The sequence below is a fragment of the Sphingobacterium sp. HMA12 genome, from assembly GCF_002933815.1.
Lineage (GTDB): Bacteria > Bacteroidota > Bacteroidia > Sphingobacteriales > Sphingobacteriaceae > Sphingobacterium.
This window is the reverse complement of record NZ_BEYR01000001.1, coordinates 1,680,841-1,707,100: the sequence shown is the minus strand read 5'-3', so window position 1 is coordinate 1,707,100 and position 26,260 is coordinate 1,680,841. Positions and strand designations below refer to the sequence as shown.

General features: G+C 41.7%; 22 protein-coding genes. 4 read left to right on the top strand and 18 right to left on the bottom strand.

Features of this window, described 5'->3' with window-relative positions:
• Together gyrA and HMAT_RS07375 are read right to left on the bottom strand one after the other, a co-directional pair.
• The gene (gene gyrA / locus HMAT_RS07380) at positions 1–2,571 is read right to left on the bottom strand and encodes a DNA gyrase subunit A (RefSeq protein WP_104382104.1); all 2,571 of its coding nucleotides are present in this window, start codon (positions 2,569–2,571) and stop codon (positions 1–3) included.
• A 163-nt stretch (positions 2,572–2,734) separates the two neighbouring features.
• Entirely contained in the window at positions 2,735–4,834 is a 2,100-nt protein-coding gene (locus HMAT_RS07375; RefSeq protein ID WP_104382103.1) for a cation-translocating P-type ATPase, read from the bottom strand.
• Positions 4,835–5,012: 178 nt separating this feature from the next.
• Between HMAT_RS07375 and HMAT_RS07370 the strand changes: the two genes are divergently transcribed.
• Positions 5,013–5,861 (top strand): mechanosensitive ion channel family protein, encoded by an 849-nt coding sequence (locus HMAT_RS07370; protein WP_104382102.1) that lies wholly within the window; start codon positions 5,013–5,015, stop codon positions 5,859–5,861.
• Here HMAT_RS07370 and coaA read toward each other — a convergent pair.
• From coaA to lysS, 6 genes are all read right to left on the bottom strand, one after another.
• The gene (gene coaA / locus HMAT_RS07365) at positions 5,858–6,817 is read right to left on the bottom strand and encodes a type I pantothenate kinase (protein ID WP_104382101.1); all 960 of its coding nucleotides are present in this window, start codon (positions 6,815–6,817) and stop codon (positions 5,858–5,860) included. The genes HMAT_RS07370 and coaA overlap by 4 nt on opposite strands.
• A 192-nt stretch (positions 6,818–7,009) precedes the next feature.
• On the bottom strand, positions 7,010–7,414 hold the full coding sequence (locus HMAT_RS07360) for an OsmC family protein (protein WP_233789136.1): 405 nt from the start codon (positions 7,412–7,414) through the stop codon (positions 7,010–7,012).
• Positions 7,415–7,435: 21 nt separating this feature from the next.
• Positions 7,436–7,816 (bottom strand): methylglyoxal synthase, encoded by a 381-nt coding sequence (locus tag HMAT_RS07355; protein ID WP_104382100.1) that lies wholly within the window; start codon positions 7,814–7,816, stop codon positions 7,436–7,438.
• Between the two features lie 167 nt (positions 7,817–7,983).
• On the bottom strand, positions 7,984–9,216 hold the full coding sequence (locus HMAT_RS07350; protein ID WP_104382099.1) for a nucleoside recognition domain-containing protein: 1,233 nt from the start codon (positions 9,214–9,216) through the stop codon (positions 7,984–7,986).
• A 31-nt stretch (positions 9,217–9,247) separates the two neighbouring features.
• On the bottom strand, positions 9,248–10,303 hold the full coding sequence (locus HMAT_RS07345; protein ID WP_104382098.1) for a patatin-like phospholipase family protein: 1,056 nt from the start codon (positions 10,301–10,303) through the stop codon (positions 9,248–9,250).
• Between the two features lie 265 nt (positions 10,304–10,568).
• Entirely contained in the window at positions 10,569–12,287 is a 1,719-nt protein-coding gene (gene lysS / locus HMAT_RS07340; protein WP_104382097.1) for a lysine--tRNA ligase, read from the bottom strand.
• A gap of 224 nt (positions 12,288–12,511) precedes the next feature.
• Here lysS and HMAT_RS07335 point away from each other — a divergent pair, with 224 nt between their 5' ends.
• On the top strand, positions 12,512–13,117 hold the full coding sequence (locus HMAT_RS07335; protein ID WP_104382096.1) for an RNA polymerase sigma factor: 606 nt from the start codon (positions 12,512–12,514) through the stop codon (positions 13,115–13,117).
• Positions 13,118–13,131: 14 nt separating this feature from the next.
• Positions 13,132–14,517 (top strand): hypothetical protein, encoded by a 1,386-nt coding sequence (locus HMAT_RS07330; protein WP_104382095.1) that lies wholly within the window; start codon positions 13,132–13,134, stop codon positions 14,515–14,517.
• 142 nt (positions 14,518–14,659) lie between these two features.
• Here the strand turns inward: HMAT_RS07330 and HMAT_RS07325 are convergent, their stop codons facing one another.
• The 9 genes from HMAT_RS07325 to HMAT_RS07285 form a co-directional block, all read right to left on the bottom strand.
• The gene (locus HMAT_RS07325) at positions 14,660–15,271 is read right to left on the bottom strand and encodes an HAD family phosphatase (protein ID WP_104382094.1); all 612 of its coding nucleotides are present in this window, start codon (positions 15,269–15,271) and stop codon (positions 14,660–14,662) included.
• 141 nt (positions 15,272–15,412) lie between these two features.
• Positions 15,413–18,583 carry an efflux RND transporter permease subunit gene (locus HMAT_RS07320; protein ID WP_104382093.1) on the bottom strand — a complete coding sequence of 1,057 codons (3,171 nt, stop codon included), beginning with the start codon at positions 18,581–18,583 and terminating at the stop codon, positions 15,413–15,415.
• Between the two features lie 38 nt (positions 18,584–18,621).
• Positions 18,622–19,779, bottom strand: coding sequence for an efflux RND transporter periplasmic adaptor subunit (locus tag HMAT_RS07315; protein ID WP_104383339.1), 1,158 nt, complete (start codon positions 19,777–19,779; stop codon positions 18,622–18,624).
• 28 nt (positions 19,780–19,807) lie between these two features.
• Positions 19,808–21,133 (bottom strand): TolC family protein, encoded by a 1,326-nt coding sequence (locus tag HMAT_RS07310; RefSeq protein WP_104382092.1) that lies wholly within the window; start codon positions 21,131–21,133, stop codon positions 19,808–19,810.
• A gap of 8 nt (positions 21,134–21,141) precedes the next feature.
• Positions 21,142–21,729 carry a TetR/AcrR family transcriptional regulator gene (locus tag HMAT_RS07305; RefSeq protein WP_158655657.1) on the bottom strand — a complete coding sequence of 196 codons (588 nt, stop codon included), beginning with the start codon at positions 21,727–21,729 and terminating at the stop codon, positions 21,142–21,144.
• 227 nt (positions 21,730–21,956) lie between these two features.
• On the bottom strand, positions 21,957–22,376 hold the full coding sequence (locus tag HMAT_RS07300; RefSeq protein ID WP_104382090.1) for a cytochrome c: 420 nt from the start codon (positions 22,374–22,376) through the stop codon (positions 21,957–21,959).
• Between the two features lies 1 nt (position 22,377).
• Positions 22,378–23,025, bottom strand: a complete 648-nt coding sequence (locus HMAT_RS07295; RefSeq protein ID WP_104382089.1) for an SCO family protein — start codon at positions 23,023–23,025, stop codon at positions 22,378–22,380.
• Positions 23,026–23,101: 76 nt separating this feature from the next.
• A complete protein-coding gene (locus tag HMAT_RS07290; protein ID WP_104382088.1) occupies positions 23,102–23,518 on the bottom strand; it encodes a transposase in 417 nt (138 codons plus the stop codon).
• A gap of 42 nt (positions 23,519–23,560) precedes the next feature.
• Positions 23,561–24,058, bottom strand: a complete 498-nt coding sequence (locus tag HMAT_RS07285) for a PaaI family thioesterase (RefSeq protein ID WP_104382087.1) — start codon at positions 24,056–24,058, stop codon at positions 23,561–23,563.
• 92 nt (positions 24,059–24,150) lie between these two features.
• Here HMAT_RS07285 and HMAT_RS07280 point away from each other — a divergent pair, with 92 nt between their 5' ends.
• Positions 24,151–25,386, top strand: a complete 1,236-nt coding sequence (locus tag HMAT_RS07280; protein WP_104382086.1) for an MFS transporter — start codon at positions 24,151–24,153, stop codon at positions 25,384–25,386.
• A gap of 251 nt (positions 25,387–25,637) precedes the next feature.
• Here HMAT_RS07280 and purN read toward each other — a convergent pair whose 3' ends face one another.
• Complete coding sequence (purN, locus tag HMAT_RS07270) at positions 25,638–26,210, bottom strand: phosphoribosylglycinamide formyltransferase (protein ID WP_104382084.1); 573 nt, start codon at positions 26,208–26,210, stop codon at positions 25,638–25,640.
• Between the last annotated feature and the right edge of the window lie 50 nt (positions 26,211–26,260).

The following is a 26,260-nucleotide window of genomic DNA, read 5'->3' as shown; positions in this document are numbered from 1 at the left end:
TTATTCTTCGTTTGAATCTATATTTTCTTCAGAAGTTAATCCTCCATTAGCTGCTTCTGTTGAATTTTCGATATCGCCAGACTCTTCATCAGATTCTTCTTCGCGATCTACTTTTGTGATCGAAGCGATCTCGTCGTTGTCTTTCAGATTAATGAGTCTTACACCTTGTGTTGCACGGCCCATTACACGCAATTCTTCTACAGCTATCCGGATAACAATACCTGATTTATTGATGATCATAAGATCTTCTGCATCTGTAACCCCTTTAATCGCTACTAACTCACCTGTTTTATCGGTTACATTGATTGTTTTGACACCCTTACCACCACGATTTGTGACACGGTAATCTTCGATATCGGTACGTTTTCCGTAGCCTTTTTCCGAAACCACCAACACAGTTGTTTCTGAATCATTGACACTAATCATGCCAATCACCTCATCACTTTCAGAGGATAGGGTAATACCACGAACCCCCGTTGCTGTACGGCCCATTGGACGGACGGTAGATTCATTAAAGCGGATTGCTCTTCCTGAACGCAGTGCCATCACAATTTCGCTGGTTCCTGTAGTCAAACAAGCTTCGATCAATTGATCACCTTCATTGATGTTGATCGCATTGATACCATTGGCTCTCGGGCGGGAATATGCTTCCAAAGACGTCTTCTTGATGGTACCTTTTTTAGTACACATGATAATGAAGTTGTTTTCCAGGTATTCCTGATCTTTCAGGTTCTTGACTAGGATAAAGGCCTTGATTTTCTCTTCCTTCGGTACATTGATGATGTTTTGAAGTGCACGGCCACGTGAAGTACGGCTTCCTTCAGGGATCTCAAATGCGCGCAACCAGAAACAGCGGCCTGCTTCGGTAAATAGGAGCATGTAGTTGTGCGCCGAAGCTGTAATGATATGTTCTGTGAAATCCTCTTCACGCGTGTTTGTTCCGATTGATCCACGGCCACCACGACCTTGACGTTTATATTCGGATAACGGTGTACGTTTTACATAGCTGTTATGGGAGATTGTGATCACGATTTCTTCGTCATCAATAAAGTCTTCCATACGCATGTCTTCGGCAGAGTGAACAATCTGCGATCTACGTTCGTCACCATATTTTTCTTTGATCTCAATCAACTCATCTTTGATGATCTTCATGCGGAGCTCTTCGTCTGCCAATATAGATTTCAAATAGTCGATTGTTTTCATCAATTCAGCATATTCTTCTTTGATCTTATCACGTTCCAGTCCTGTCAGGCGACGCAAAGTCATATCCAGAATAGCACGGGCCTGAAGATCGGATAGACCGAATTGTTCCATCAATCCAACACGCGCATCTTCAGGTGTATCGGAGTTACGGATTAATTTAATGACTTCATCCAAATGATCCAGCGCGATCAAGTATCCTTCTAAGATATGCGCACGTTTTTCAGCCTCTGCCAATTCGTAACGTGTACGTCTGACGATAACATCGTGTCTATGCTCAACAAACTCACGAATCATATCTTTTAGATTCATCAGTACAGGTCTTCCTTTAACTAAGGCGATGTTGTTAACTGAAAAAGAGGTTTGTAGTGCTGTATATTTGAATAGATTGTTTAAAACAACATTGGCGTTGGCATCACGTTTAATGTCATAAACGACACGCATACCAGTACGATCAGACTCATCACGGATCGCCGAAATACCTTCCAATTTCTTTTCATTGACCAAATCAGCAGTACGTTCGATCATATTGGCCTTATTTACCTGATAAGGGATTTCGGTCACAATAATCTGTTCTTTTCCGGATTTGGTCGTTTCGATTTCGGCTTTAGCACGCATGACGATACGGCCACGACCTGTATTGCAAGCATCCTGAACACCGGCATACCCGTAGATCAATGCTCCCGTAGGGAAGTCAGGGCCTTTGATATGCTGCATCAATTCAGGTACTTCAATATCACGATTGTCGATGAAGGCAATGGTACCATCAATTACCTCCGATAGGTTGTGCGGGGCCATGTTGGTTGCCATACCTACGGCGATACCTGAGGCTCCATTGACCAGGAGGTTAGGGATACGCGTTGGCAATACGGTAGGCTCCTGTAAGGAGTCGTCAAAGTTATTTTGGAAATCAACGGTATCTTTGTTGATATCGGATAGCATTTCTTCGGCGATCTTCTTTAATCTCGCCTCTGTATAACGCATTGCCGCAGGAGGGTCACCGTCAATGGAACCGTAGTTACCTTGACCATCCACCAACGGGTAACGCAAACTCCAATCTTGAGCCATACGAACCATGGTGTCGTAAACGGAGGAATCACCATGTGGGTGATATTTACCTAATACGTCACCAACGATACGGGCAGACTTTTTATAAGGTTTACCACTGGTAACCCCTAAGTCCAACATACCATAAAGAACACGTCTGTGCACAGGCTTCATGCCATCACGCGCATCAGGAAGGGCCCGGGATACAATGACAGACATGGAGTAGTCAATGTAAGCAGACTTCATCTGATCCTCGATATTGATTGGGATAATCCGGTCGTTTGCCGGAACAAGATTGTTGTCGTTTTCTGTTTCTTCAGCCATATGAATTTGGTTTCAATAAAACTAGTAAGCAAGCCTTTTTAATTGGCTTGCTACGCATGCGAAGTTACAAAAATTTAACCTCAAAAGCGAATGAATTGAACCCTAATATACACAAAAAAGACAATCTTTTATGGATTGTCTTGGTACTTATGCCGTATCGTTTTTATTTCAATTTTTTAAAGCGCAAGCGGATCGAATTACCGATGACAATGAGATCGGAGAAGGCCATACTCAAAGCCGCGAGCATGGGACCTAAGAATCCTGCTGCTGCCAATGGGATCGCGATAATATTATAGGCAAATGCCCAAAAAAGATTCTGCTTGATGGTCAATAAGGTGTGATGGCCTATCTGCATCAGCTTTTCGATAGATTTCAGATCACTGTTCAATAGAATGACTTTTGCGGACTGAATGGCAATATGTGTTGCGTCGCCAAGTGAAATACCTACATCAGCCGCCGTAAGGGCGGGGGCATCGTTGATGCCGTCGCCTACCATCGCCGTAGCGGCCGTCTTTTTGAGCTCCGAAAGGATCGCCAATTTTTCACTGGGCGATTTTTCCCAGTAGACGTCCGCGATACCAAGTTTTTGGGCCGCACGTTCACATTTACTCTGCCTATCACCGCTCAATAGGATAGGCCGGATCCCTTTATCTTTTAGGTACTGTATAAGTTCTTTTGCATAGGGCTTGATCTGATCTTCCAAAACGATACCTGCAATAACAACTTCATTAATGGTCAGCGTCAGGTCGTACCTGTTGGAATAATCTTTTTTGCCGATTTTTGCATTGCAGATGGAATAGCTGTTGCCGTTAGTGTCCGTGGCAAATATTCCCTGTCCTTTTATTTCGTTGACTTCTTTGAAGATAATACGGTATGACCTGATCTCCTTGAGCTGCTTGCGGATGGATTGGGCAATCGGGTGGCTTGAATAACTTTCCAGCTGTGCAATGATTGACTCCACCTGTGATTGCTCTATCCCAAAGGTCTGAATGGCCTTGATATTAAAGTCGCCAGTGGTCAGTGTTCCGGTCTTATCAAAGACGATCTGTTTAATTTCTGACAGTTCCTCGATTGTACTGCCGCCCTTGATGAGGATGCCCTGTTTGGCAGCCCGTCCCAGACCGACCATCACTGCTGTAGGTGTAGCTAGGCCCATCGCGCAGGGACAGGAGACCACAAGTGTCGCTATGGCATTCATCAGTGCCTGCTGTAGCGGCAATTGGGCAATAAAGTAAGCGATAAAAAAAGTGAAAAATGCGATCGTGACGATAATAGGTACAAAATAGGCCGCTACTTTATCGCCAAATTTTTGAATGGGCGGTTTTTTACCCTGGGCGTCTTTAATTAATTGAATGATCTGATATAAAATGCTTTTCGACCCCACTTTGGTGGCCGTAATCCGGATATTGCCGGCGGTCAGCAATGTCCCGCCGATCACGGCATCATATTTTGTTTTTTCGATCGGGAGACTCTCGCCCGTCAGCATGGATTCGTCGATCCAGGCATGTCCATCCAGGATGTCACCGTCCACAGGAATCAGGCTTCCCGTGTTCACTTTCACGATATCTCCGGATTTGATCTCTTTAGCCCTAATTTCAATTTCTTTGTCGTCTTCAATTTTAATCGCTTTAATATCCTGATATTTAACCAGATCTTTGATGGCGGATGTGGTTTTGGTAACAGCGCGTTTTTCAAGCACATTACCCATAAAGACCAAGGTTATGATGGTTGCACAGGTTTCGTAAAACTGATAATCGTGCCCCAGATGATAATAAGTGCCAATAGCGCTGTAGACAAATGCCGCAGTGGATCCTACAAAAATAAGCACATCCATGTTGGGCATTTTATTCCATAGTGAGCGCAGGGCACTATGGCCAAAGTAGAGACAGCCAACAAGATAGACCGGTGTACAAAAAGCCAGCTGTATATAGGGGTCATGAAGCAGGGGGAAATCCATAAACATATGGCTCCATAGCGGAATGGTAAAGAGCAAACAGATCAAAAATTTGAATTCAACTGACTTCCAAAAGCTTACTTTGCCGTCTTTTTCCTCAATGACTTTATAGCCCAACGACTCGATACCTTTGACAAGCTGGGGAACCTGATCCCGGGGGATGTCCGAAAACTTTACCTCATCTGAAGCGAAATCAACGTAGATCTCCTTAGCACCCTTGTCTTCTAAGTATTTATGGATCGAAATAGCACAATTTGTACAGTGCATTCCGGTTACGTTGAGTTCAGTTTGCAGGTTGGATTCCTTCATTTAATAGCATGTAATGTCTTTAGGCAAAGATAGGTATTTCCTGATAATGCTTTTTACGTAAAGTAAAATTGTTTAGTTCTCTGATTCGTTTAGTTGTACTATACAGGAAAAAAAATCTTCGGTCACCGCAAAGAAAACGATAAATTTGTTTTTATTTGCAAATCATCAACGTTTAAAAATGACGAAAGCTATTTCTATTTCCTTTATCGTGCGGATTATGTTGCTTATTGCGCTCACGGCTTCGTTTGTGCAGTTTGAAGCTTTTTATAAGCAACGGGAGGCCATTCGGAACATGGCCTACGGACTAAATACTTTTCTGACGGCCAGTGTACTGATTTCGATCGGCCATTTTATCCTCGTTAAGCTTTACAATAGCAGAAATGAGCATCAGGTTGTCCGCGGTAACTTTGTGCTCGGAATTACGCGTGTGGCAACCGTTGGAAATGTGTTTTTTATCATTGTTAGTTTGATGATTGCCGTAGGTATCAACCCGAAAGATTTTATAACCAGTATGACTATCGTGGCGATGGCGATCGCAGTGATCTTCAGGGAGTATATTACCAATATGATATCGGGTCTGATTATTATGTTTTCGGACCAGTTTTCTGTTGGCGATCGCATTAAAATAGGGGAATACCAAGGTAAAATTGTGGACATTACGCTGGCCAATCTTGTTGTCCGGGATGAGGATGATGATGCGGTCATGATCCCGAACAACTTGGTGTTTACCGCGACCCTAGTCAATAAAACCTCGCAAAAATCTAATAAAATTGTCGTGAAATTTGAATTGCCGGTGGATCGTGCCGTGGCTGTAGAAGTGCTGGAAGAATACTTTAAACCCTTATTTCAGCAGAATTCCAATTTGGATCATGGTCAGGGATTTACGGTGAAAATAGCGGATTTAGCCAAAGATTATGTCAAATATAAAGTAGAGGTCAGTACGATATCCTCAAGCAACCGGATTCACCAGCAGGTACAGAGCAAGATCCTGAATGAGGTTCTTCAATTCAAGGGAATGGTCAGTTAGATCTTTCTGACTTTCACATTCTTGACAAAATGATGGCTGCCTTTTTCCAGGATAAGATCGGCGCGGTAGCGGGTGGGTAAGATGTTCTTGATCAGGTTGGGCTTGTTGATCTCATTCCAGATATTGACGGCCATGGCATTACTTTCTTCGGGTGACATATCTGCATATTTATGGAAAAACGAGGCCGGATTCTGAAAGGCGGTCGCCCGTAGGGATTCAAACCTATTGGTATACCACTCGATGAGGTTTTTCTCACTGGCATGTACGTAGATCGAATAATCGAAAAAGTCGGAAACGAAAACACTATGTCCTTTACGGGGGCGTTGTGAGTTGACCTGTAACACGTTGATTCCTTCGACGATTAAGATATCAGGTTGTTCAATGATCTGTTGCTGCTCATCGGGTAATACATCATAAACCAGATGGCTGTATACTGGGACCGTGATTTTAGGTGCTCCGGATTTGACCGCGGAAAGGAAATGGATCAGTCGTTTGGCGTCATAGCTTTCCGGAAATCCTTTGCGGTTCAGTATTCCTTTTTCGATCAGTTGTTGATTGGGATAGAGAAAACCATCCGTGGTCACCAGATCCACTTTTGGTTTGGAAGGTAGCATACTCAGTACCCGTTGCAATACCCTTGCTGTTGTACTTTTCCCTACAGCGACGGAACCTGCAATACCGATGATGTAAGGTAATTTACTTTCTTCTTTCCCGAAAAAACGATTTGTGCGCTGATGTAGGCTTTGGAAACGGTCAATGTGAATTTCCAGCAGATGACTCAACGGAAAATAAACTTCTTCGATCTCTTGATTTGTCAATGGCTCATTGAGCGCATGTAAGTTGTCAAGATCTTCGTGACTGAAGTTGTGCAATACCTTTCCATTTAGATTTTTCCAGTCTTCCCGTTTAATTGATCTAAAAGGAGAGTCTATTGCTATTTGTGGATCCAATTGCATCGATTTGCTGTTTTTATTGAACGTATTGTATTTGATTTCTGCTTATTCTTTTATTTCTGAGCCCTTTCTGCTCCATTCGGCAGACAATAGGAACCTTCATTATCCTTTTTCCGCTTGGGGAAGGACTGTTATACGAAGATTTTTTTTGTGCGGACAAATATAAATAGTGTTGTCGGTTATCCCAAGAAACAATTACAAATGATTTGAAGTTATTACAATAGGATTAGTTAAGATTTTATGCACCGGGCATTTTTCGGCAATCTTAAATAATCTCTTCTTTTGTTCGTCATCTAGATCCCCCTTAAAGCTCATATGACATTGTATATAGGTCGTCTGCTGACGTTCACTGGTCTGCACTTCATGCGAAAGGCGGATAATAACTTCTTCCAAAGGCCAGTTTTTTCGGTCAGCATACATTTTTACCGTGATCGCTTTGCAGGTACCTAAGGAAGAGAGCAGCAGCGGTGTAGGATTTATTCCCTGATCCTGTCCACCCAAGTCTTCGGGCTCATCGGCAATAATCTGGTGTTTACCATAGTTTACAGTCGTAGTATAAGGTGTTTCACCTAGGGTGACAATAACTTCATTTTCCATCATCTTGAATAAAATAGCTTAGTTTTAGTCGACAATATCTTCCAATAACCCTTCAATAATTAAGCTTCCGGTGGCAGGATTCGTGGCCAGCGGAACATTGTAAAGGTCGCACACACGCATCAGCATTTGAATATCAGGCTCGTGGGCGTGCTTGCCAAGTGGATCACGAAAGAAGATAATGCCATCTACTTTACCCTCAGCAGCCAATGCAGCGATCTGTGCATCGCCCCCCATTGGGCCGCTTAATTTCAACTCGACTGGAAGTCCGGTTTGCCGCACATAGGAACCCGTCGTTCCCGTTGCGATAATATTTGCATGCTCCAATAGATCCTGGTGGTCCTTGACAAAAGCAACCATCTCTGGTTTCTTGCCATCATGAGCGATCAGCGCGATTGTTTTTTTCATCCGTATCTAATTATTTGTTCATTTGTATTTGCATCAAGCGGCTAAAAAGCCCTCTTCAATAGATTATATGTCTATAGGCCGTTCTAATTTTACAATAAAGCACAGTTAGTTTTGTGCTTTTCATATGTTTGTCTATATCTTCTAAACTTAGGCAATGCTTAAAGATGCTATTTAAAGAAAATATAGGATATAATAATAGCCGCAATTACACCCGCCAGTTCAGCCAGTAAGGCACAAGGTAAGGCATGTCTCGTCCGTTTTATACCCACGGCACCAAAGTAGACTGCCAGTACGTAAAAAGTTGTTTCAGTGGAGCCCTGAATGACGCAGGCGACACGTGCTGCAAAGTCCATCGGACCTTTGGCATTCATCAGGTCAACCATTAATCCACGGGCACCCGACCCACTAAGGGGTTTCATAAATGCAACCGGGAGCGCATCGACAAAAGAGGTATCCAAACCACATAGGGCAATGCCCTTGGATATTCCGGCAACCATATAATCCATCGTTCCTGAAGCTCTAAAAACAGCGATGCCGACCAACATGGCCACCAGATAAGGAATAATTTTGACGGAAACTTCAAATCCTTCTTTAGCACCTTCAATAAAAGAATCGTAGACATTAACTTTGCGAAAAAGCGCCAAACCTATAAAAGAAGTGAAGAGGCTAAACAGGATCACATTACCAAATACTTTGCTAAAAATCTCTATTTCAGCTTGCTGTAGTCCTGAAAAATAATATAATAATCCACCGATAAATAACCCCATGGCACCTAAATAGCCTAAAACAACACGGTTGAAGAGGTTTATTTTTTGATAAATAGCAACAAGGATCAAGGCTACTAGGGTGGAAAAGAAGGTTGCGATCAAAATCGGAAGAAAGACGTCAGAAGGATCTGGTGCACCTGCTTCTTTTCGATAAGCCATAATGGAAATCGGCAATAGCGTGAGGCTGGATGCATTGAGCACAATGAACATAATCTGGGCATTCGTTGCCGTTTCCTTATTGGGATTCAGTTCTTGGAGTTCCTTCATTGCCTTAAGTCCCAAAGGCGTTGCTGCATTATCCAGACCAAGCGCATTGGCAGAAAAATTCATCAGGATAGATCCGAGAGCGGGATGGTTCTTGGGGATTTCGGGAAATAATTTATGGAAAAAAGGGCCTACGATTTTTGCGAAGATATTGATCATGCCGCCTTTTTCACCAATTTTCATGATTCCAAGGGCAAAACTCATCATCCCGATCAACCCTAAGGAGATTTCAGCTCCGGTTTTAGCGCTGTCAAAGATGGAGTTGACAATTTGTTGGAAGATTTCGGTATCTCCGAAAAAGATAAGTTTTACAAGGGCTACGGCAAATGTGATTAAAAAAAATGCAACCCAAACGTAGTTTAATGCCATAATAGATTTAAATATGCGTAAAAGTAACCTTTTAGAATTTATCCATCAACTGGCTCCAAGGATTTTTCTTTTTATTCTGATTCTTTTCTTTGATAAGGTGTTCGATGATGTAATCCAGTGTATCCTCATGTTCACTGATCAGCTTATCTGATAAGGAAATGAGTTTCTGGATATTGTTTGGGGAGGCTGCGTCTAAGGAAGCGTTGATACTGGATAGGTTTGACGGCTCCAGACGAACGTAATTTTGTTGTTTTCCGTTACTTCTAAACAATTGCTTGATAAAAAACTCCGTACTTTCGGAAGAGGCGCTGGTCATGATGTCCACAAGGGCCGGACCGATCTGAATGGCAAGCTTTTTTTTGAAGTGTTCGTAATTGTAGGCTGTCTTTGATACCCCGGTACCCAAGGAAACCATAAACATATCGTTGATCTGTGTACTGTTGAAGGCTTTTAACACCTCAAGTAAACCGCAGATAGAAGGATTCTGTGCAAACACTCCTCCATCTATGAGCGGATATCTGGTATTGGATATTGAATATATTTCGGCAACAGGAAAGAACGTGGGGGCTGCCGAAGTAGCTTTGCAGACATCTTTGAGGTAAAAGTCGCGCGCTTCGCCATGGGTGATTGCCTTCTGTTGTCTAAAAAAATGATTTTTACGGAGCTCGATGTTATAGGCCGTGATAATACAGGGTTTGATCAGGTGGCTTAATCGTGCATTTTGAAAATATTTGTCCAGCACATTCGACAAGGCGGCCGAGGAATACAATTCACTCACCAGACCGAATCCACCCAGAAAACGCCGCCATTTGGAGGTGTGAAAGATTTCTGTACCGTGGTTGACGAATAGATTTAAAGCATCGCGTGCTGAAAACTTAGGGTGCGTAGGATTTCCTTCTTCGGGGAACAATAAGATGCTTGTGAGAATTCCGCCACTGCTTGTGCCGGCAATAAAGTCAAAATAAGAAGCGATCCGCGCATTGGGATCCATTGTTTTTTTTTGTAATTTTTCCTCCAAAGCCACTAGTATCATAGCCGGGATAATCCCCCGAATACCACCGCCATCAAGGGCAAGTATGCTCTTCATACGCTAAAGCTATTTTAATTCAAGATACGTAAATATAGAAAATGTTTACAATTTAGATTGCCCTTTTGAGCCAAAGGCTTTTGTAATAAAAATATAGCCGATCAGGTGCATGTTTGCGTTAGATGATAAATTGGGGTGGCCTACAGTTTCTCAATGGGGGATTTTCGGTTTTATTGATCGGGATAGTTAGGTATTATCCTTTGGGTATGGGGTATACTCAAATAACATCGGCGGATGTTAGTCCGCCGATGTTAGATTCATTGTATTAGTTAAACCAAGCCAGCACTTCTTCTTTGCTCGGCATAGTTATGTCTAGTTTTAGTTTTTTACGCATGCCGCCAAGATCATTGAAAACCTTATTTGGGTTGGCTTCTTTTAAGGCTTCGATCGTGGTAAAACCCATTTTTTGTAATGCGGGTACCCATGCTGCAGGAATGCCTTGCTCTTCATAGTCCTTCACGTCCGCAACTTTTGCTACCTTTTCAGGACGCATTTGTGGGAAGAACAATACTTCTTGGATAGAAGCATTATTTGTCAGGAACATAATTAGGCGATCCATACCTATTCCTAAACCGGAAGTAGGCGGCATACCATATTCCAAAGAGCGCAAGAAATCCTGATCAATAAACATGGCTTCATCATCACCTTTCTCTGAAAGTTTCAATTGATCTTCAAAGCGTTCGCGTTGATCAATTGGGTCATTCAATTCGGAGTAAGCATTGGCAATCTCTTTACCACAGACCATTAACTCGAAACGTTCTGTTAAATCTGGATTATCGCGATGTTTTTTGGTCAATGGTGACATCTCTTTTGGATAATCGGTGATAAATGTTGGCTGAATGTAATTACCTTCACATTTCGCACCGAAGATCTCGTCGATCAACTTGCCTTTACCCATTGTTTCGTTAACGTCGATACCCATTCCTTTTGCAGCTACACGGATTTCTTCTTCGGTTTTGCCGGTGATATCAAATCCTGTAAATTCTTTGATGGAATCGGTCATCGAGATACGCTTATATGGCGCTCTGAAATCAATTTTATGTTCGCCAAATGTAGCTTCGGTGGTCCCGTTTACAGCAAGTGCACAGTGTTCCAAAAGGCGTTCTGTGAAATCCATCATCCAGTTGTAGTCCTTGTAAGCTACATAGATTTCCATGGCGGTAAATTCGGGGTTATGCGTACGGTCCATTCCTTCGTTACGGAAGTTTTTGGAAAATTCGTACACACCATCAAAACCACCTACGATCAGTCTTTTTAAATAAAGTTCGTTTGCAATACGAAGATATAAAGGGATATCTAATGCATTGTGATGCGTGATAAATGGACGGGCTGCGGCACCTCCGGGGATAGATTGTAAAACGGGTGTTTCTACTTCCATATAACCAGCGTCGTTAAAGAATTGACGCATGGCATTGAAAAGTTTGGTACGTTTGACAAATATATCTTTATTGGCAGGGTTTACAATTAAGTCAACGTAACGCATTCTGTAGCGCTGCTCGGGATCTGTAAAGGCATCGAATGTTTTGCCTTCAGCAGATTTAACCACTGGAAGAGGACGTAAGGATTTGGATAATACGGTAAGTTCCTCCACGTGTACTGCAATTGCTTCAGTTTGTGTCGTGAAAACATATCCTTTGACACCTACAATATCGCCAATATCCAAAAGTTTTTTGAAAACAACATTGTAGAGATCTTTATTTTCATCAGGACATACGTCATCACGCTTGATATAAGCCTGAATACGTCCGGTAGAATCTTGAATTTCAAAAAATGAAGCGCTTCCCATCACGCGACGGCTCATGATACGTCCGGCGATGGTAATGTTCTTATAATTCAATTTATCTCTATCGTAGTTTTCTAAAATATCGGCAGCGTGTGCGTTGACGACAAATTCATTTGCTGGAAAAGGCTCGATTCCCATATCCAACAAGGATTGCATCGCCTGTCTTCTAAGTTGTTCCTGTTCGGATAATACAGTACTCATTCGGTCTGAATAATATTTAAAATGTGAAAATCATGCAAAAATAGCCATTTTTTTCAATTCTTTTTATTGATTTTTTTGAAAGCACTGTAGCGAAATACAAACGGCGACCGTTAAAAGAAGAAAAATAGTTAAATAGTGATATTAAGCGGGGACATTCGACTATTTGATTTTAAGTTTTATAATTTTATTTTCGTTATTTGAAGCTTAATATTTAAATAGTTTAAGTGGGAATTATTCAGTCATATTTTTATAACAAGAAGCTATCATCTTTACATGATGCCCTGGAACGTTGCTTGCGAAATCGCGAGGACGGCAAGGCTTTCGTCTATAAAAAATATTATGGCTACCTCATGGCAATCATCATCCGTTATGTCAAACAGGATGTCGATGCCGAGGAACTTGTGAATGAGAGCTTTGTCCGGATTTTTCGAAAATTGGAGTCCTTCAATAGGGATATCGATGCGGAGAACCTCGAAAAATCGTTTCGGGCATGGATAGGTCGAATCGCTGCAAATATCTCAATTGACTTTCTACGGAGTAAAAAACAGTTGTATTCTGTTGAGGATATGGCTGAAGGAGATATGCATACACCATCGGTGCAATTGGATAGTCGTCTGGAAGTAAACGAGATTTTGAGCTTGTTGGATCAGCTCCCCGAAATTCAGAAAACTATTTTTAATCTCTATGAAATAGAAGGGTATTCGCATGATGAAATTGCCCAAATGCTAAATATACCGGATAGTACGTCACGTACTTACTTGACAAGGGCAAAGCAAAAACTGAGAAAATTATACTTGGACTATACAGGTGTAGTACAAGAAATAAGATAAATAGTGTTGTTACAATGGAAGGCAATAAGAAAAAAGAATTGATAGAAGAAATCATTGGGCAATTAAAAGACCATGAATTACCTTATCGGGAAGGTTCATGGGAAAAATTTGCATCAAGGTATGAGGTAGCAACACCACCTTCTTCCGCATGGAAATATTGGAGTGCGGCAGCCGCAGTACTTTTATGTTTTGGTGCTGGCTATTGGGGGGTGAAAAATAATTCTGCAGTCCTTCCATCATCACCGGTTGTCACCAAGCATCAGAAAGATAGCGAGGTGCTCGCGGATAACAAAGATTTAAAAGAATCCATTCAGCGTTCGTTGTCCGATGGGACCGGGACGCAGGGATTGAGTGAACAGGAATTGATGCGTGATAGGCCGTTTACCTATTCGAAAGTGGGAAGTATTTCTGCTGATGATCGTCAAAAACAAAGGTTTGTCTTATTTGATGGAAAAGCAGTGAGCGGAAATAATATTCGTGTATCAAATAATTTCTCCGCTTTGGGTGGGGCGCAGCGTATGCAATTGCGAAATAGTACCCTATCCGCACAGATCAATCTGGATGAGCCTACAGTTGCTGCTTCCTCAGCTGTCCTGGGTGCAACGAAAGCTGGTGCGCCATCCAGTTCAACTGTAGCATCAACAAATTCAAATACAATCCCAACCTATACACAGACACAGCGTGAAGCTGCACGCCTTTCTGCGCTATATGCGGAGCAGCAGGGAAATCGGAAGAGCGCTGTCGTGCTGAAAAACGGGAATGATCTCGACAGTAAATGGGAACTGGGGGCATTTGTCTCACCGGCTTCTACTTCAGAGAGCATCACCCTTGGGGGCGGAGTTGCCCTGGCTTATAATGTTTCGAGTAAGATCAGTATCCGATCCGGTGCTTCTATTCAGCATTATGGAGCAATGTCAGGGAATACGCCCATCACACCCGCGATGGCTTCAAATTCGTTTGTTGCTGATGCCCCAAATTATCTTTCACAGCCCAGTAGTCTGAATAATCCTTTGGTAATGCGCACGGCGGATGCTAAAGATGCTAAAAGTAACGAACGTGTTTCCGGTAAAATCTTAACCGTAGATATTCCAGTTGATGTCCGTTATGCGATCAGTAAAAATTTCTATACCTCGGTAGGGGTTTCTTATGTTGGTGTATTGGATCAGGAACGGGCTACAATTTATGAAACCAACAATAAAGAATATAAACAAACCTCCACAGATAAGAATGTGGATGATAAAGGTGTGAATGGGTTTGTGAATTTCTCAGTCGGACGAAAACAGAAAGTCGGCAAACTTTCAATCTCTGTGGAACCTTATTATAAACTTCCTGTTGGAGGTTTGCGCTCGTCTGATCTGAATTATAGCAATGGTGGTGTAAAAATTATTACAAGCTTCTAGTAAAAAGGCGACTGACAAAAATAAAAGTGAATCCTCCCGGAGTTGATCAGTCAGCAAAAAAAGAGGAGATCACGAAAAAAGGAAAAGCCCTTGAAAATAGAAATAATTCAAGGGCTTTTTTATGGTCGATCATTAAATCTGTTTATAGTTCATCTACGCGGACCCAGCCCATTCCAGCGGCTTTAGCACCTTCAACTCCGGGAATTCCATCTTCGTAGACTAAGCATTTTTCAGGAGCAATATTCAATTGCGAAGCTGCGAGCAGAAAAGGTTGTGGGGAGGGTTTACCTTCTGGGGTATCTCCGGCACATACCAATGTTTCCAGGTCATTCCATACACCGATTGTATTCAACGTCATGGACAAGGTTGTCCTTGTTCCGCCCGAGACGGCAGCAATATGTTTTTTACCTTTTTGGTACTTCAAATGTTCAACAACGTAATCGACAGGTTTTGTTTTAAAAACATATTCATCTCTAAATATCGTAGATTTAAGTGTTGAGAATTCCTGGTGGTCAAAGTCTACGCCATAGCGTTTGCTAATTTCCGCAGCAACGGCTACGGTAGGCCAGCCAGCTGTTTCATCAATTAAGTTGACATCCAGCTCAACGCCATATTGTTTGGCAGCGGCCTTATAGGCTTGTTTATGGGCATCCATGTTATCAGCCAGTGTGCCATCGACGTCGAATAGTAGAGCGTCATAGGATTCGGCAAGAAGGTTTAGCAGTTCGAATTTACGTTGTGATTCAGGTGACATATACTTTTAATAGTGTGCGGTAAAATTAAAAATTATAATTGGAAGCACAAAAAGCAAGCGGCCTTTCTTTCGTCAGAAAGAAAGGTCGCTTGCTTTTTGTATCATGTATACTGGTCGCGCATACTGCAAACTGTTGTTTGCTTAGTGTGCACTTAAATTCTTCGCTTTTTCTTCATCGAAATTAGCTTCCAGTTCAGCTAGTTTTTTCTTGCCGTAAGCCATCCTTGTGATTACTACGAACAGCACGGGAACGATAAAGATTGCCAAAAGTGTTGCTGCAGTCATACCTCCGAATACCGTCCAGCCGATTGTTTGGCGGGAGATGGCACCAGCTCCGTGTGACAACATCAATGGAATAATACCCAAGATAAAGGCAAAAGAAGTCATGATGATCGGACGTAGACGCAATTTTACAGCGTCCAATGTCGCCTCATAGAGATTCATTCCGATGTCTACCCGTTCTTTGGCAAATTCCACGATCAGGATCGCATTCTTGGCCGCTAGACCGATAATGGTTACCAAACCGATCTGTGCATAGATATTATTATCTAAAGACGGTATCAAGGTCAAGGTCAAGATCGCTCCAAATACTCCTAAAGGAACTGATAGGAGGATAGAGAATGGTACTGACCAACTTTCATACAAGGCTGCCAATAGCAAGAATACAAACAGAATACACAAGGCGAAGATCTGAATGGTTTTAGATCCTGACTGCATCTCCTGTAATGAAAGTCCTGAGAACTGGTAATCAAAACCTTCCGGTAAGGTCTGCGCTGCAACTTCCTGTAGGGCTTTCAATGCATCCCCGGACGAGTAACCTGGAGCCGAACTACCGTTGATCTCGATACTTCTAAAGATATTATAGTGGTTGATGATCGAAGGCATCGTTATTAATTCATATTTAACGAGCGTACCCATTGGTACCGGATTCCCCATCGTATTGTTGACATAAAGTTTGTTGATGTCTTCAATGTTCATACGGTAGGGGATATCGGCTTGTGTAACGACACGGTAGCTACGGCCATACTTCGTAAAGTCATTAACATAGCTACTACCCAAATATGACGATATTGTCGAATAGATACTTGATATGGGAACTCCCATACGTTTTGCTTGCTCACGATTGACTTCCAATTTGTAGTTTGGCGAATTGGTGTTAAACATCGTATAAGCCATTCCAATTTCTGGACGTTGGTTGGCAGCCATGAGGAATTTACCCACGGTAGCTTCGAAGTCCTTGATATTTACCGTTTGTAAATCTTGTACCTGCAAGGAGAAACCTCCGGATGTACCTAAGCCCGGAATAGCTGGTGGTGTTACCGCTAACACTCTTGCTTTGGTATAACCCATGTATTTGCCCATGATCATACCGGCGATATCGCTGGCCGTGCGTGTCCGTGTTTCCCAAGGTTTGAGCGAAACGAAAACTGTCGCACCATTGGATTTGAAGGCACGGTTCAAAATATTGATACCAGAGATCGCGGTAACATATTTGATTTCAGGAAAGGTCTTATGTAGATCCGCTTCAATCTCTTTAAGCACCTCGTTTGTACGTGCAGCAGAAGAACCTTCTGGCAGCGTAATACCTGCAAAAAATGCACCACCGTCCTCGGAAGGGATAAATCCTGTTGGTTTTGTCGTAAACATATAACCAGTACCAATAAAGATACATAAAAGGATAATCAACACAAGCGGCGCCTTTTTGATGGATTGTTTTACACCCCGTGAGTACTTGATCGTTACTTTTTCAAACCAAACGTTGAATTTGTAGAAGAACTTGTTCAATCCTTTTGCACCTTCGTGTACAGCTGTTGGTTTCAATAAAATTGAGCATAGTGCTGGAGTTAGGGAAAGAGCAATAAATGCGGATAACATAACCGATACGGCGATGGTAATCGCAAATTGTTGGTACAGTTTACCCACCATCCCCGGAATAAATCCTACCGGAACGAATACCGCTGCCAAGATCAAGGCAATCGCGATAACCGGCGCAGTAATATCGCCCATTGCACGGCGGGTCGCTTCTTTTGCATCCAGTTTATAGTGGTCAATATAATGTTGTACCGCTTCTACCACAACGATGGCGTCATCCACCACAATACCGATGGCCAATACAAAGGCAAGCATCGTCAAATTGTTGACCGAGAAACCAAACATCAGGAAGAAGATGAAGGTACCAATAATCGATACTGGAATCGCTAGAACAGGAATTAATGTCGCTCTCCAGCTTTGTAAGAAGAAGAATACGACGATAGTTACCAGTATTAATGCTTCAACTAAGGTATGAATTACCGAAGAAATGGAAGCGTTTACAACAGAAACGGTCTCGTAACTGATAGTATAATCGACGTCAGTTGGAAAGGATTGCTTTAATTTTTCCAGGGCAGCAACAATACCTTCTGCAGATTCTACGGCGTTTCCACCCGGCGTTTGATTGATCATCATCGCAGATGAGGTCATGCCATTTACAGTAGATGATGTTCCATAACTAAATTGACCCAGTTCTACACGAGCGACATCCTTTAAAAGTACAATGGATCCATCTTTATTGGTTTTTACAACAATGTTTTCAAAGTCTTCCGGATTTGACAAGTCACTATCTGTAATGATTGGATATTCGAATACCGTTGAAGACTCTTGTGGACGTCCACCGACACTACCTCCCGGTATACGGGTGTTCTGTTCGGCAATCGCTGCGGAAACATCTGCAGGTGTCATGCTTAGATTAGCTAACTTATTGGCATCTAGCCATACACGCATGGAGAAAGGTTGGCCGAAGGCCGTTACATCACCGACACCTTTGACACGTAATAACGCATCTTTGACGTACAAGTTGTTGTAATTGGCCAAGAAATTTTCATCCCTTGTTCCTTTGGGTGATGTTAAAGCTACCAACATCAAGATATCGTTATTGGCTTTACGGGTAGTGATCCCCAAGCGTCTAACAGCTTCTGGAAGGGCAGGTTCTGCAATCCCGACACGGTTTTGGACGTCCAGGGTTGCAATATCGATGTCGGTACCTACTTCAAATGTAACAGTAATTGTTGCTTGACCATTTGAAGTACTATTTGACGACATATAAATCATGCCAGGTGTACCATTGATCTGACTCTCAATCAGCGTTGTCACGGTCTGTTCAACCGTCTGTGCATCTGCACCCGTGTAGTTTGCTGTAACTGTTACGGTTGGAGGTGCAATAGAAGGGTACTGGCTAATTGGCAAAGTAGAAACTGCAATAATTCCGATAATTGAAATCAATATCGAAATAACGATTGCGGTAACTGGCCTCTTAATAAATACTTCTGAAATCATTCTCTATCTTTTAGATTCTCTTTAAAAAATTAATGCTGCTATTTTCCTTGTGGAGCGCCTTTTGCAGCTTGTTGGGCAGCAGTGGCAGCATCGACAACTTTAACACCATTTTGGACGTTCATGGTACCATCAACAATGATTTTCTCACCGTCTTTGACACCTTCTTTAATCACGATTTTATCCCCGGCTTTAATACCTAATTTTACCTGACGGATTTCAGCTTTACTGCTATCGTTGACGGCATACAGGTTAAATACACCCAATTGCTCAAAAACAGCTTTGTAAGGAACCACGACTTCTTCAGCTGCCGATGTGGTTGACACATTCATCGTGATATTCATACCAGCCCTTAACGCATTGGAATTGTTGGGGAAAGTAGCCCTTACTTTAATTGTTCCTGTCGCTGGATCAACAGCACGGTCAATGGTCGTAATACTTCCTTTACCTTCATAGGTACTTCCGTCCGGCAAGAGGAGAGAAAGGTCCGAAGAAGCATGGCTGCTCTGCATTTGGGCAAATTTGCTGATATCTTTTTCGTTCACCTGAAACTCAATAGCGATCGGGCTTGTCGATGATAGCGTATTGAGTAGTGTAGTGCCGGGATTGACCAAAGCACCTAAGCGTACCTGCGATATGCCGATGGTTCCGGAGAACGGCGCACGGATCGTAGAGCGGGAAAGGTTGGTATTGGCTGTCACCAATGCTGCACGTGCAGATTCTACTTGTGCTTGTGAAGAAGCAACATTTGATACGGCATTATCATAAACCTGTTTAGCGATCGCATCTTTGTCCGCCAAAGTTTGGTAACGCGCTAAATCTCTTTTTTGACGATCAAGGTCTGTTTGTGCGATTTGTAGACTTGCTTTGGCCTGTTGTACCGCTGCATTATAACGTGTTCCGTCAATCTCATATAAGGCTTGACCTTTAGAGACCACAGCACCATCTGAAACATATATTTTAGTAATATACCCGCTTACTTCCGCAAATAGGTCTGCTTCGTTCAACGGTTTGACTGTTGCTGGGTAACTTATGGTTCCCGTAACAGTCTCATGTGATGCTGCGCCAAAGGTAACAGGAACAACCTTCTCGGCCTGAGCCTGTGCTGCACCTTGCTTTTTTGCATCTTTATTTCCACAAGAGGTCCATACTAAAGCCGTCCCAAGGAAGAAAGCGAATAATAATTGTCTTTTATTCATGATTTGTATTAGTTTCCGTTTTAGTTGATTAATTAGTTTGGATCGCCCCAACCGCTTTTTGAACATCCAATTTGCTTGACAATAGCGCATAAAGGGCACTCAGATAATTGAATTGCGTTATTTTGAGATCATTTTCAGCGGTCATTAAATCCAGGTATTTTGTGATGCCCTCATCGTATTGCAGTTTGATCGTTTCATAAACCTCTTTGGACAATTCTACATTCTCTTTTGCTGTTTTCCAGTCGTTGAGATTTGCATTGTAGGTGGCTTTTGATAAGGCATACTCCGTATTGATGCTGTTTTCCAGATTCTTGATATCCCAGTCAATGCGTTCTTCCTGCAACCTGGATTTATTGACTTGTTTTTTTCGTTTAAAACCGTCAAAAATAGAAAACGAAAGGTTCAGTCCGGCTACAGATCCCGGGAAATTGTCGTTATAGAGCTTACTGAATTTATCATTCCGATAATTGAATGCATAGTTATAAAAGGCGCTTACATTTGGTAAATAGGTCCATTTATAATATTGTGTGTTCAATTGTTGGATCTTTTTTGATGTTTCCAATTGTTGGAACTCGATCCGATTGGAAACACTTACCCCAGCTGTAGTATCCAATAAAATTTCGGATTCCATGTTGCTGTTATTGAATGATAACGTCAGATTTTGATTTTTATCTAACGCTAGTAGCTGTTTCAGATATTCATACTTATATTTCCGCAATTCGACATTGCGTTTTTCGTCTGCGTTGGAATTAGCCAAAGCGATCTGCGCTCTTTTGTAATCTGTTTTGTCCACCACCCCGACATCATACTGCGATTTTGCATCTTTCAGCTGTTTTTGGAGCCTAGCAATGTTTTCGCGGACAATTTTAATCATCTCTTCTGTTGTCAGGATATCATAATAAGCTTTACTGACCTCAACAACCGCATTTATTTTTTTGCTTTCTGTGTTTTGTTTGTTGCCCAGTCGAACCAATGATGCAGCCTTTCTTGCCTGTATCAATTCGGGATTCAGAAGTTGTTGGTCTGCTTGTAGGGTCAATGCACTGGCATGGTTCTGACCCATTTTGATATTATTTCCACCGATATTGACCACAGGGACAATCACATTATAGTTATAGCTTCCTTTCAAACCCAATTGGGGGTACCAGCCTGAAAGGGAGATATCGATATCCTTTTCACCGATGGTCTCATCCAATTGTGCTTGTTTTACAGAAATTTGATTGCGTAGTGCATAATCTATCAGCTGCTGAAGCGTCGCGTTTGGCGGCAAGTTTTCAGATTGCTGTTGTGCAAATCCTGTATTACTCAAGAGCGACAGAGTCGCTAAGGAATAAACGATTTTATTAAACTTCATATATCTAATTAATTATTTTTATTTCTATTAACGGCACCGTCCCAAATGATCTCCATCAGTTCCCCCATATTCTGTTCAGAGAACTGTAGGTCTTTGAATTTGATGCTATGTACCGTAGACAAAGCTACTCCGATATAACTAGCCACTAAAAGGTGGACGTTTACCTGTTTTAAAATTTTTCTGTCAATGCCTTCCTGCAAAAAGTCGAGTACTTTATTTTGACCACCGACAGGCTCCTGTATCTCCGCTTTATTCTTTTCATGATAGGGTGAAGAAAAAAACTGATCAAAAAAACTGAATACCGTTTCGTTTTCTAAGTAAAACTTGACAAAGTTGCGCCACACATGAAAAAAAGAAGCTTTATAATCAAAGTCTTCTTTTATGCCGTCAAATATATAATCGTTCAATAGCGACCGGCAATGTTTGAACAGTGCAAAGATCAGATCATCTTTTGAGGGAAAATAGTGGTAGATAGTTCCTATCGCTACATCAGACTCCTGTGCAATTTTACTCATTGGCGTCCCGTGGAAGCCGTTTGTGTGTATCAGTTTAAGTGTGGCAGCAAAGACAGCTGCAATTTTTTCATTAGAATTCATCAATCGAACGTTCATTCGGTTGCAAAATTAGTGATTAATTTGGAAGCAAACTGTCAAATTATTGTTATAAATCAATAAATGCTAAAACAATTTGGACCAATAATACAATAAGGAAAAAAGATTTAAATTGTTTTGGCTTTGGGTAATTATTTTTTTTGTCAGTAGTATGAAGGAATGTTGCTGCCGATAAGCCAATAAAAAAAGGAACTTTATGAAAGTTCCTTTTTTTATTGGCAATTTTTCAGTTGCTTTTCTACATCCGCTAAGGGAAAGATATCCTTGCCTTTATTGATCTTCGTGTTGATATAGGTCAGTACGTAGGCGATATCAATAGCCGAAAGATTTGAGGCCGGCATGGTAGAATTGAATTTCTTTCCTGCGACTTCTAATTCTCCGGCAGCTCCGTACTTGATTATGCAGGCAAGCTTTTGCCGATTGTTTTCCAGAAATTTGACATCGGTCAGTGGAGGGTATAGATTTCCTAATCCTTCGCCCTTTTCGCCATGGCAATTCTGACAATGTGTGAGATACACTTTTTGACCATTGACACTGTACTGTGCTGTTCTGATGTCAACTTCGTTCTGACAGCCGATGAGCGCCAACAGGAGCGCGCCAATGATAAAACAGGTCGTAAAAAGCGCGCGCATATTAGTTTTTAGCTTCGTTCAACAACTTTGGCAGGTCATCCATCAGCTTTTTTACCTGCTCGTCATTTGTCCCGTCGTAAGCACCACGGATACGTTTGTCTTTGTCAATTAAGACCAGGTAGCCTTGGTGGTCGTAGCCCCCAGGCGCATTTTTATCTTCTGCTGTATACACAAGGTATTGGTTGGCGATGCCATATATGTCAGCTTTTGTGCCTGAAACAAATTGCCAGTGGTCATTGCTTACGCCCAGCTTATTTGCGTAATCTTTCAGTACATAGGGTTGATCATATTTAAAATCTATGCTATGAGACAAAAAGCGGACGGCATCATTGTCTTTATACTGAGCGTAGATTTTCAATAGATTACGGTTCATTGTAGGGCAGATGCTTGGACAATGGGTGAAAAAGAAGTTGGCAATATATACCTTGCCCTCAAAATTCTTGTCTGAGATCATGACACTGTCCTGATTTAAAAATTTAAATGCTGGTATAGTGTGATAAACAGTATCTACAACTTGCTTTCCGTCAACGGTTTTCTCTACTGCTTCGCGTTCGCCGTAAATGGGCAAACTCGACTGACTGGTGTTTTTACAAGAAAATAAACTAAGCAATAGGCCTGTAGCACAATAAAGTTTAACTATAGATTTCATCTGTTTTTATTCTTTCATTAACAATTTGCCCGTTCGGGCATTTCCATTCCGCTAAAAAATTTCGCTCGCGGTTGTCCTAGAAATTTTTTAATTTCTCTTGACTTTCTTTGGAAACTTCATCAAATATTTTCTTCATATCCGCCACCTTCTGCAGTTCAATTTCAAAATATTTGACATCAGTGCTATCTGGATTATATCCTTTCATCCAGTCCATCATATGGTCTGTCGCACTTTCCAGATTCGCTTTTAATATGCTGAGATCTTTCCTTGTCGCTGTAGTGTCCAAATCTGCCTTAGCTGCTTTAAGCGTCTTTAAGCTGTTTAAGATTGAGTCAATTTTAACTGCATCGCGGTCAAAATGAGCGATTTGAGGCATGATTTCATCATGGATTTTAATTGTTGAATCCTGTAAAGCCTTTACATTATTTGTGCCGGTGGTTCCACATGCCGCTATTGCCAAGGATGCGATAGCCATGAAAGCGATTTTGTTCATGTTTCTATTTTTTTTTGGTAATTGGACAAAGATATCAATTTCTTATTGCCCGGGCTTTTGATTTCTACCCGGGAATGTAAAATTCAAGTCACGAATGTAGGTTTCACAATGCACTACAGCGCATAGCTCATCATTTTTATCTTTGATTTCCAGACTCAGGTTTTTTACGATTTTACCTTTTTTTAGTATAGTCTGCGTACATTCCGCCAGCAGTTCATCTGAAAGCTGCACTGAATAGCCTACGCTGGTCTTGCCCGGTTTTTTAAAATCAATCTTTGATGATTTGAGCCAGGCAATGGTTTTTTTAAAGCCAGTTTTTTGAAGGTACTGATCAATCAGGATCGGAAATATAGGATCCGCCGCAGCGAAGATGGTTCCACCAAATAAGGTTTTATTGGTATTGATATTGAATGGGGTCTTGTAAATTTTTACCTCGGCTCCTTTGAAGCCGGGGCTGATCTTTTTTACCCAGATTCCCTGAAATAAAAAAGGTGGGTAAAAGCGCAAAAGCCATGTTAATGCACGCGGACTGTATCTCATATTACAAAAATAAAACAATGTAACGGATTATTTTCTGAAATCTTGGTTTTCTTCGTTCACTATGGTATTTTTACGGCATCAAAAGACCTAAAATGTCAACATTAAAAGATAAACAGGCTGAAAGCAAGAAAGTATGGTTATTGGTGACAATAGCTTCGTTGGGATATTTTGTCGATATCTACGATCTCATTATTTTCTCCATTGTTCGCATTCAATCCTTTACAGATATTGGAGTGCCAGTAGCTGAGATGCGGGTAAAAGGTGAATTTGTACTTAATATGCAAATGGGCGGTTTGCTCTTGGGCGGAATTATCTGGGGGATTATCGGTGATAAATTTGGGCGTTTAAAGGTCTTGTTTGGCTCTATTCTCCTGTATTCATTAGCGAATATTGCAAATGGTTTTGTACACGATGTCATGCAATATGGCATTATCCGGTTTATCGCGGGTATTGGATTGGCCGGTGAACTGGGGGCGGGGATTACCTTGGTTTCGGAAAGTATGCATAAGTCGAAACGCGGTTATGGAACAATGCTGGTGGCCAGTGTCGGGGTGTTGGGCGCCATTCTTGCTTACTTTGTTTCCGAGGAATTCAATTGGCGCACCGCTTATTTTGTTGGTGGTGGAATGGGGTTATTATTATTGTTACTACGTGTCGGTTCCTTTGAATCGGGCTTATTTCAAGAGCAGGATAAAAAGGATGTCCCTAAAGGCGATTTTAGGATGCTTTTTACCAATAAGAGTCGATTGAAACGCTATATCAATTGTCTTTGCATCGGTCTGCCAATCTGGTTTGTGGTCGGCGTATTGGTGACGCAGGCTCCGGAAATCGGAAAGGCATTGGGCGCATCTGGAACTTTAAGTGCGGGCAAAGGGGTGATGTTTGCTTATATAGGGATTTCCTTAGGGGATGTTTTGGCAGGCGTATTTGCGCAGGTTTTAAAATCACGAAAAAAGGTTGTTTTTATCTGCCAATTGATTATTGTTGCCAGTTCACTATGGTATCTGCTAAGTACAGGGATTACGTCCGATAGGTTTTTGATTCTAGCATTTATTATGGGGCTTGGCGTAGGCTATTGGGCAACTTTTGTGACGATCTCGGCTGAGCAATTCGGTACAAATCTGCGGGCGACGGTAGCTACGACAGCTCCTAATTTTGTCAGAGGAGCCTTGATTCCATCGACCATGTTATATGGACTTTTAGTAAATTCTTTTGGTATTGTGCCAGCGGCAATTACGATGGTATTGCTACTTTCCGGTATCGCTATCTATTCCCTGACACAGCTCGAGGAAAGCTTTGACAAAGACCTGGACTATCTCGAGAAGTAAGAGGCTGTAATGGGAAGCCTATTTTTTTCGGCCAGGACACTTTTTGCAGCGTTTTCCTTCTTTGTATTTCTTGCAACATTTTTTGAAACAGACACAGGAAAAATCAGAAAAAGGATTCATTGCGGCACTTCTAAATTGAAATGGGCTTGCTTTGCCCTCGCCCTCACACTGTTCCACCAAGGATTCAATAACTTCGTTCATAGCACAAAGTTACTATTTGTTTAAAATAATTCTAAATAAAACTGCTGTTTTTACATTTTTTTGATTAGATTCTCAATCACTTTTGGGAAATGTTGATGTTCCAATTGTTGGCCTTTAAACTTAATGATATCCAGGGTATCATTGGAATCTACTTTAAACTTTGCTTGATAAATAATCTCACCTTCATCAAAGTGCTCATTGGCAAAGTGAATTGTGATGCCATGCTCTTCTTCTTTGTTTGCTAAAACAGCTTTATGAACATGGTCTCCGTACATGCCCTTACCGCCATATTTAGGCAAGAGAGCAGGGTGGATGTTGATGATCTGATTCGGATAGGCCCTTAACAGATTATTGGGTACTAGCCATAGGAAGCCGGCCAAAACAATCAGATCTATATTTAAATTTTTAAGAATGTTAACGATATTGTCTGTGTTGTAAAATTCATTGCGATCGAAGATATGTGCTGGAATTTCAAAATTGTCAGCGCGCTGAATAACGTAAGCATCAGGATTGTTGGATAGGATCAGTGCAACCTCAGCTTCATCTGAGTACTTGAAATGTTCCATTATTTTTTGAGCATTGGATCCTGAACCTGAAGCAAAAATGGCAATTCGTTTTTTCACGATTAATGAGTGTTAATAGATTTGATCGATTTAAAAATTAGTCCAAACTT

Coding starts and splice junctions, on each gene's coding strand:
- HMAT_RS07310 (WP_104382092.1), bottom strand. CDS start 21,133: ATGAAGTTTAATAAAATCGTTTATTCCTTAGCGACTCTGTCGCTCTTG.
- HMAT_RS07360 (WP_233789136.1), bottom strand. CDS start 7,414: ATGATGGAAAATGAAGTTATTGTCACCCTAGGTGAAACACCTTATACT.
- HMAT_RS07300 (WP_104382090.1), bottom strand. CDS start 22,376: ATGCGCGCGCTTTTTACGACCTGTTTTATCATTGGCGCGCTCCTGTTG.
- HMAT_RS07325 (WP_104382094.1), bottom strand. CDS start 15,271: ATGTCACCTGAATCACAACGTAAATTCGAACTGCTAAACCTTCTTGCC.
- HMAT_RS07295 (WP_104382089.1), bottom strand. CDS start 23,025: ATGAAATCTATAGTTAAACTTTATTGTGCTACAGGCCTATTGCTTAGT.
- gyrA (WP_104382104.1), bottom strand. CDS start 2,571: ATGGCTGAAGAAACAGAAAACGACAACAATCTTGTTCCGGCAAACGAC.
- coaA (WP_104382101.1), bottom strand. CDS start 6,817: ATGCAATTGGATCCACAAATAGCAATAGACTCTCCTTTTAGATCAATT.
- HMAT_RS07330 (WP_104382095.1), top strand. CDS start 13,132: ATGGAAGGCAATAAGAAAAAAGAATTGATAGAAGAAATCATTGGGCAA.
- HMAT_RS07345 (WP_104382098.1), bottom strand. CDS start 10,303: ATGAAGAGCATACTTGCCCTTGATGGCGGTGGTATTCGGGGGATTATC.
- HMAT_RS07315 (WP_104383339.1), bottom strand. CDS start 19,779: ATGAATAAAAGACAATTATTATTCGCTTTCTTCCTTGGGACGGCTTTA.
- HMAT_RS07320 (WP_104382093.1), bottom strand. CDS start 18,583: ATGATTTCAGAAGTATTTATTAAGAGGCCAGTTACCGCAATCGTTATT.
- HMAT_RS07305 (WP_158655657.1), bottom strand. CDS start 21,729: ATGAATTCTAATGAAAAAATTGCAGCTGTCTTTGCTGCCACACTTAAA.
- HMAT_RS07280 (WP_104382086.1), top strand. CDS start 24,151: ATGTCAACATTAAAAGATAAACAGGCTGAAAGCAAGAAAGTATGGTTA.
- HMAT_RS07370 (WP_104382102.1), top strand. CDS start 5,013: ATGACGAAAGCTATTTCTATTTCCTTTATCGTGCGGATTATGTTGCTT.
- HMAT_RS07285 (WP_104382087.1), bottom strand. CDS start 24,058: ATGAGATACAGTCCGCGTGCATTAACATGGCTTTTGCGCTTTTACCCA.
- HMAT_RS07290 (WP_104382088.1), bottom strand. CDS start 23,518: ATGAACAAAATCGCTTTCATGGCTATCGCATCCTTGGCAATAGCGGCA.
- HMAT_RS07350 (WP_104382099.1), bottom strand. CDS start 9,216: ATGGCATTAAACTACGTTTGGGTTGCATTTTTTTTAATCACATTTGCC.
- HMAT_RS07355 (WP_104382100.1), bottom strand. CDS start 7,816: ATGAAAAAAACAATCGCGCTGATCGCTCATGATGGCAAGAAACCAGAG.
- HMAT_RS07375 (WP_104382103.1), bottom strand. CDS start 4,834: ATGAAGGAATCCAACCTGCAAACTGAACTCAACGTAACCGGAATGCAC.
- lysS (WP_104382097.1), bottom strand. CDS start 12,287: ATGAGTACTGTATTATCCGAACAGGAACAACTTAGAAGACAGGCGATG.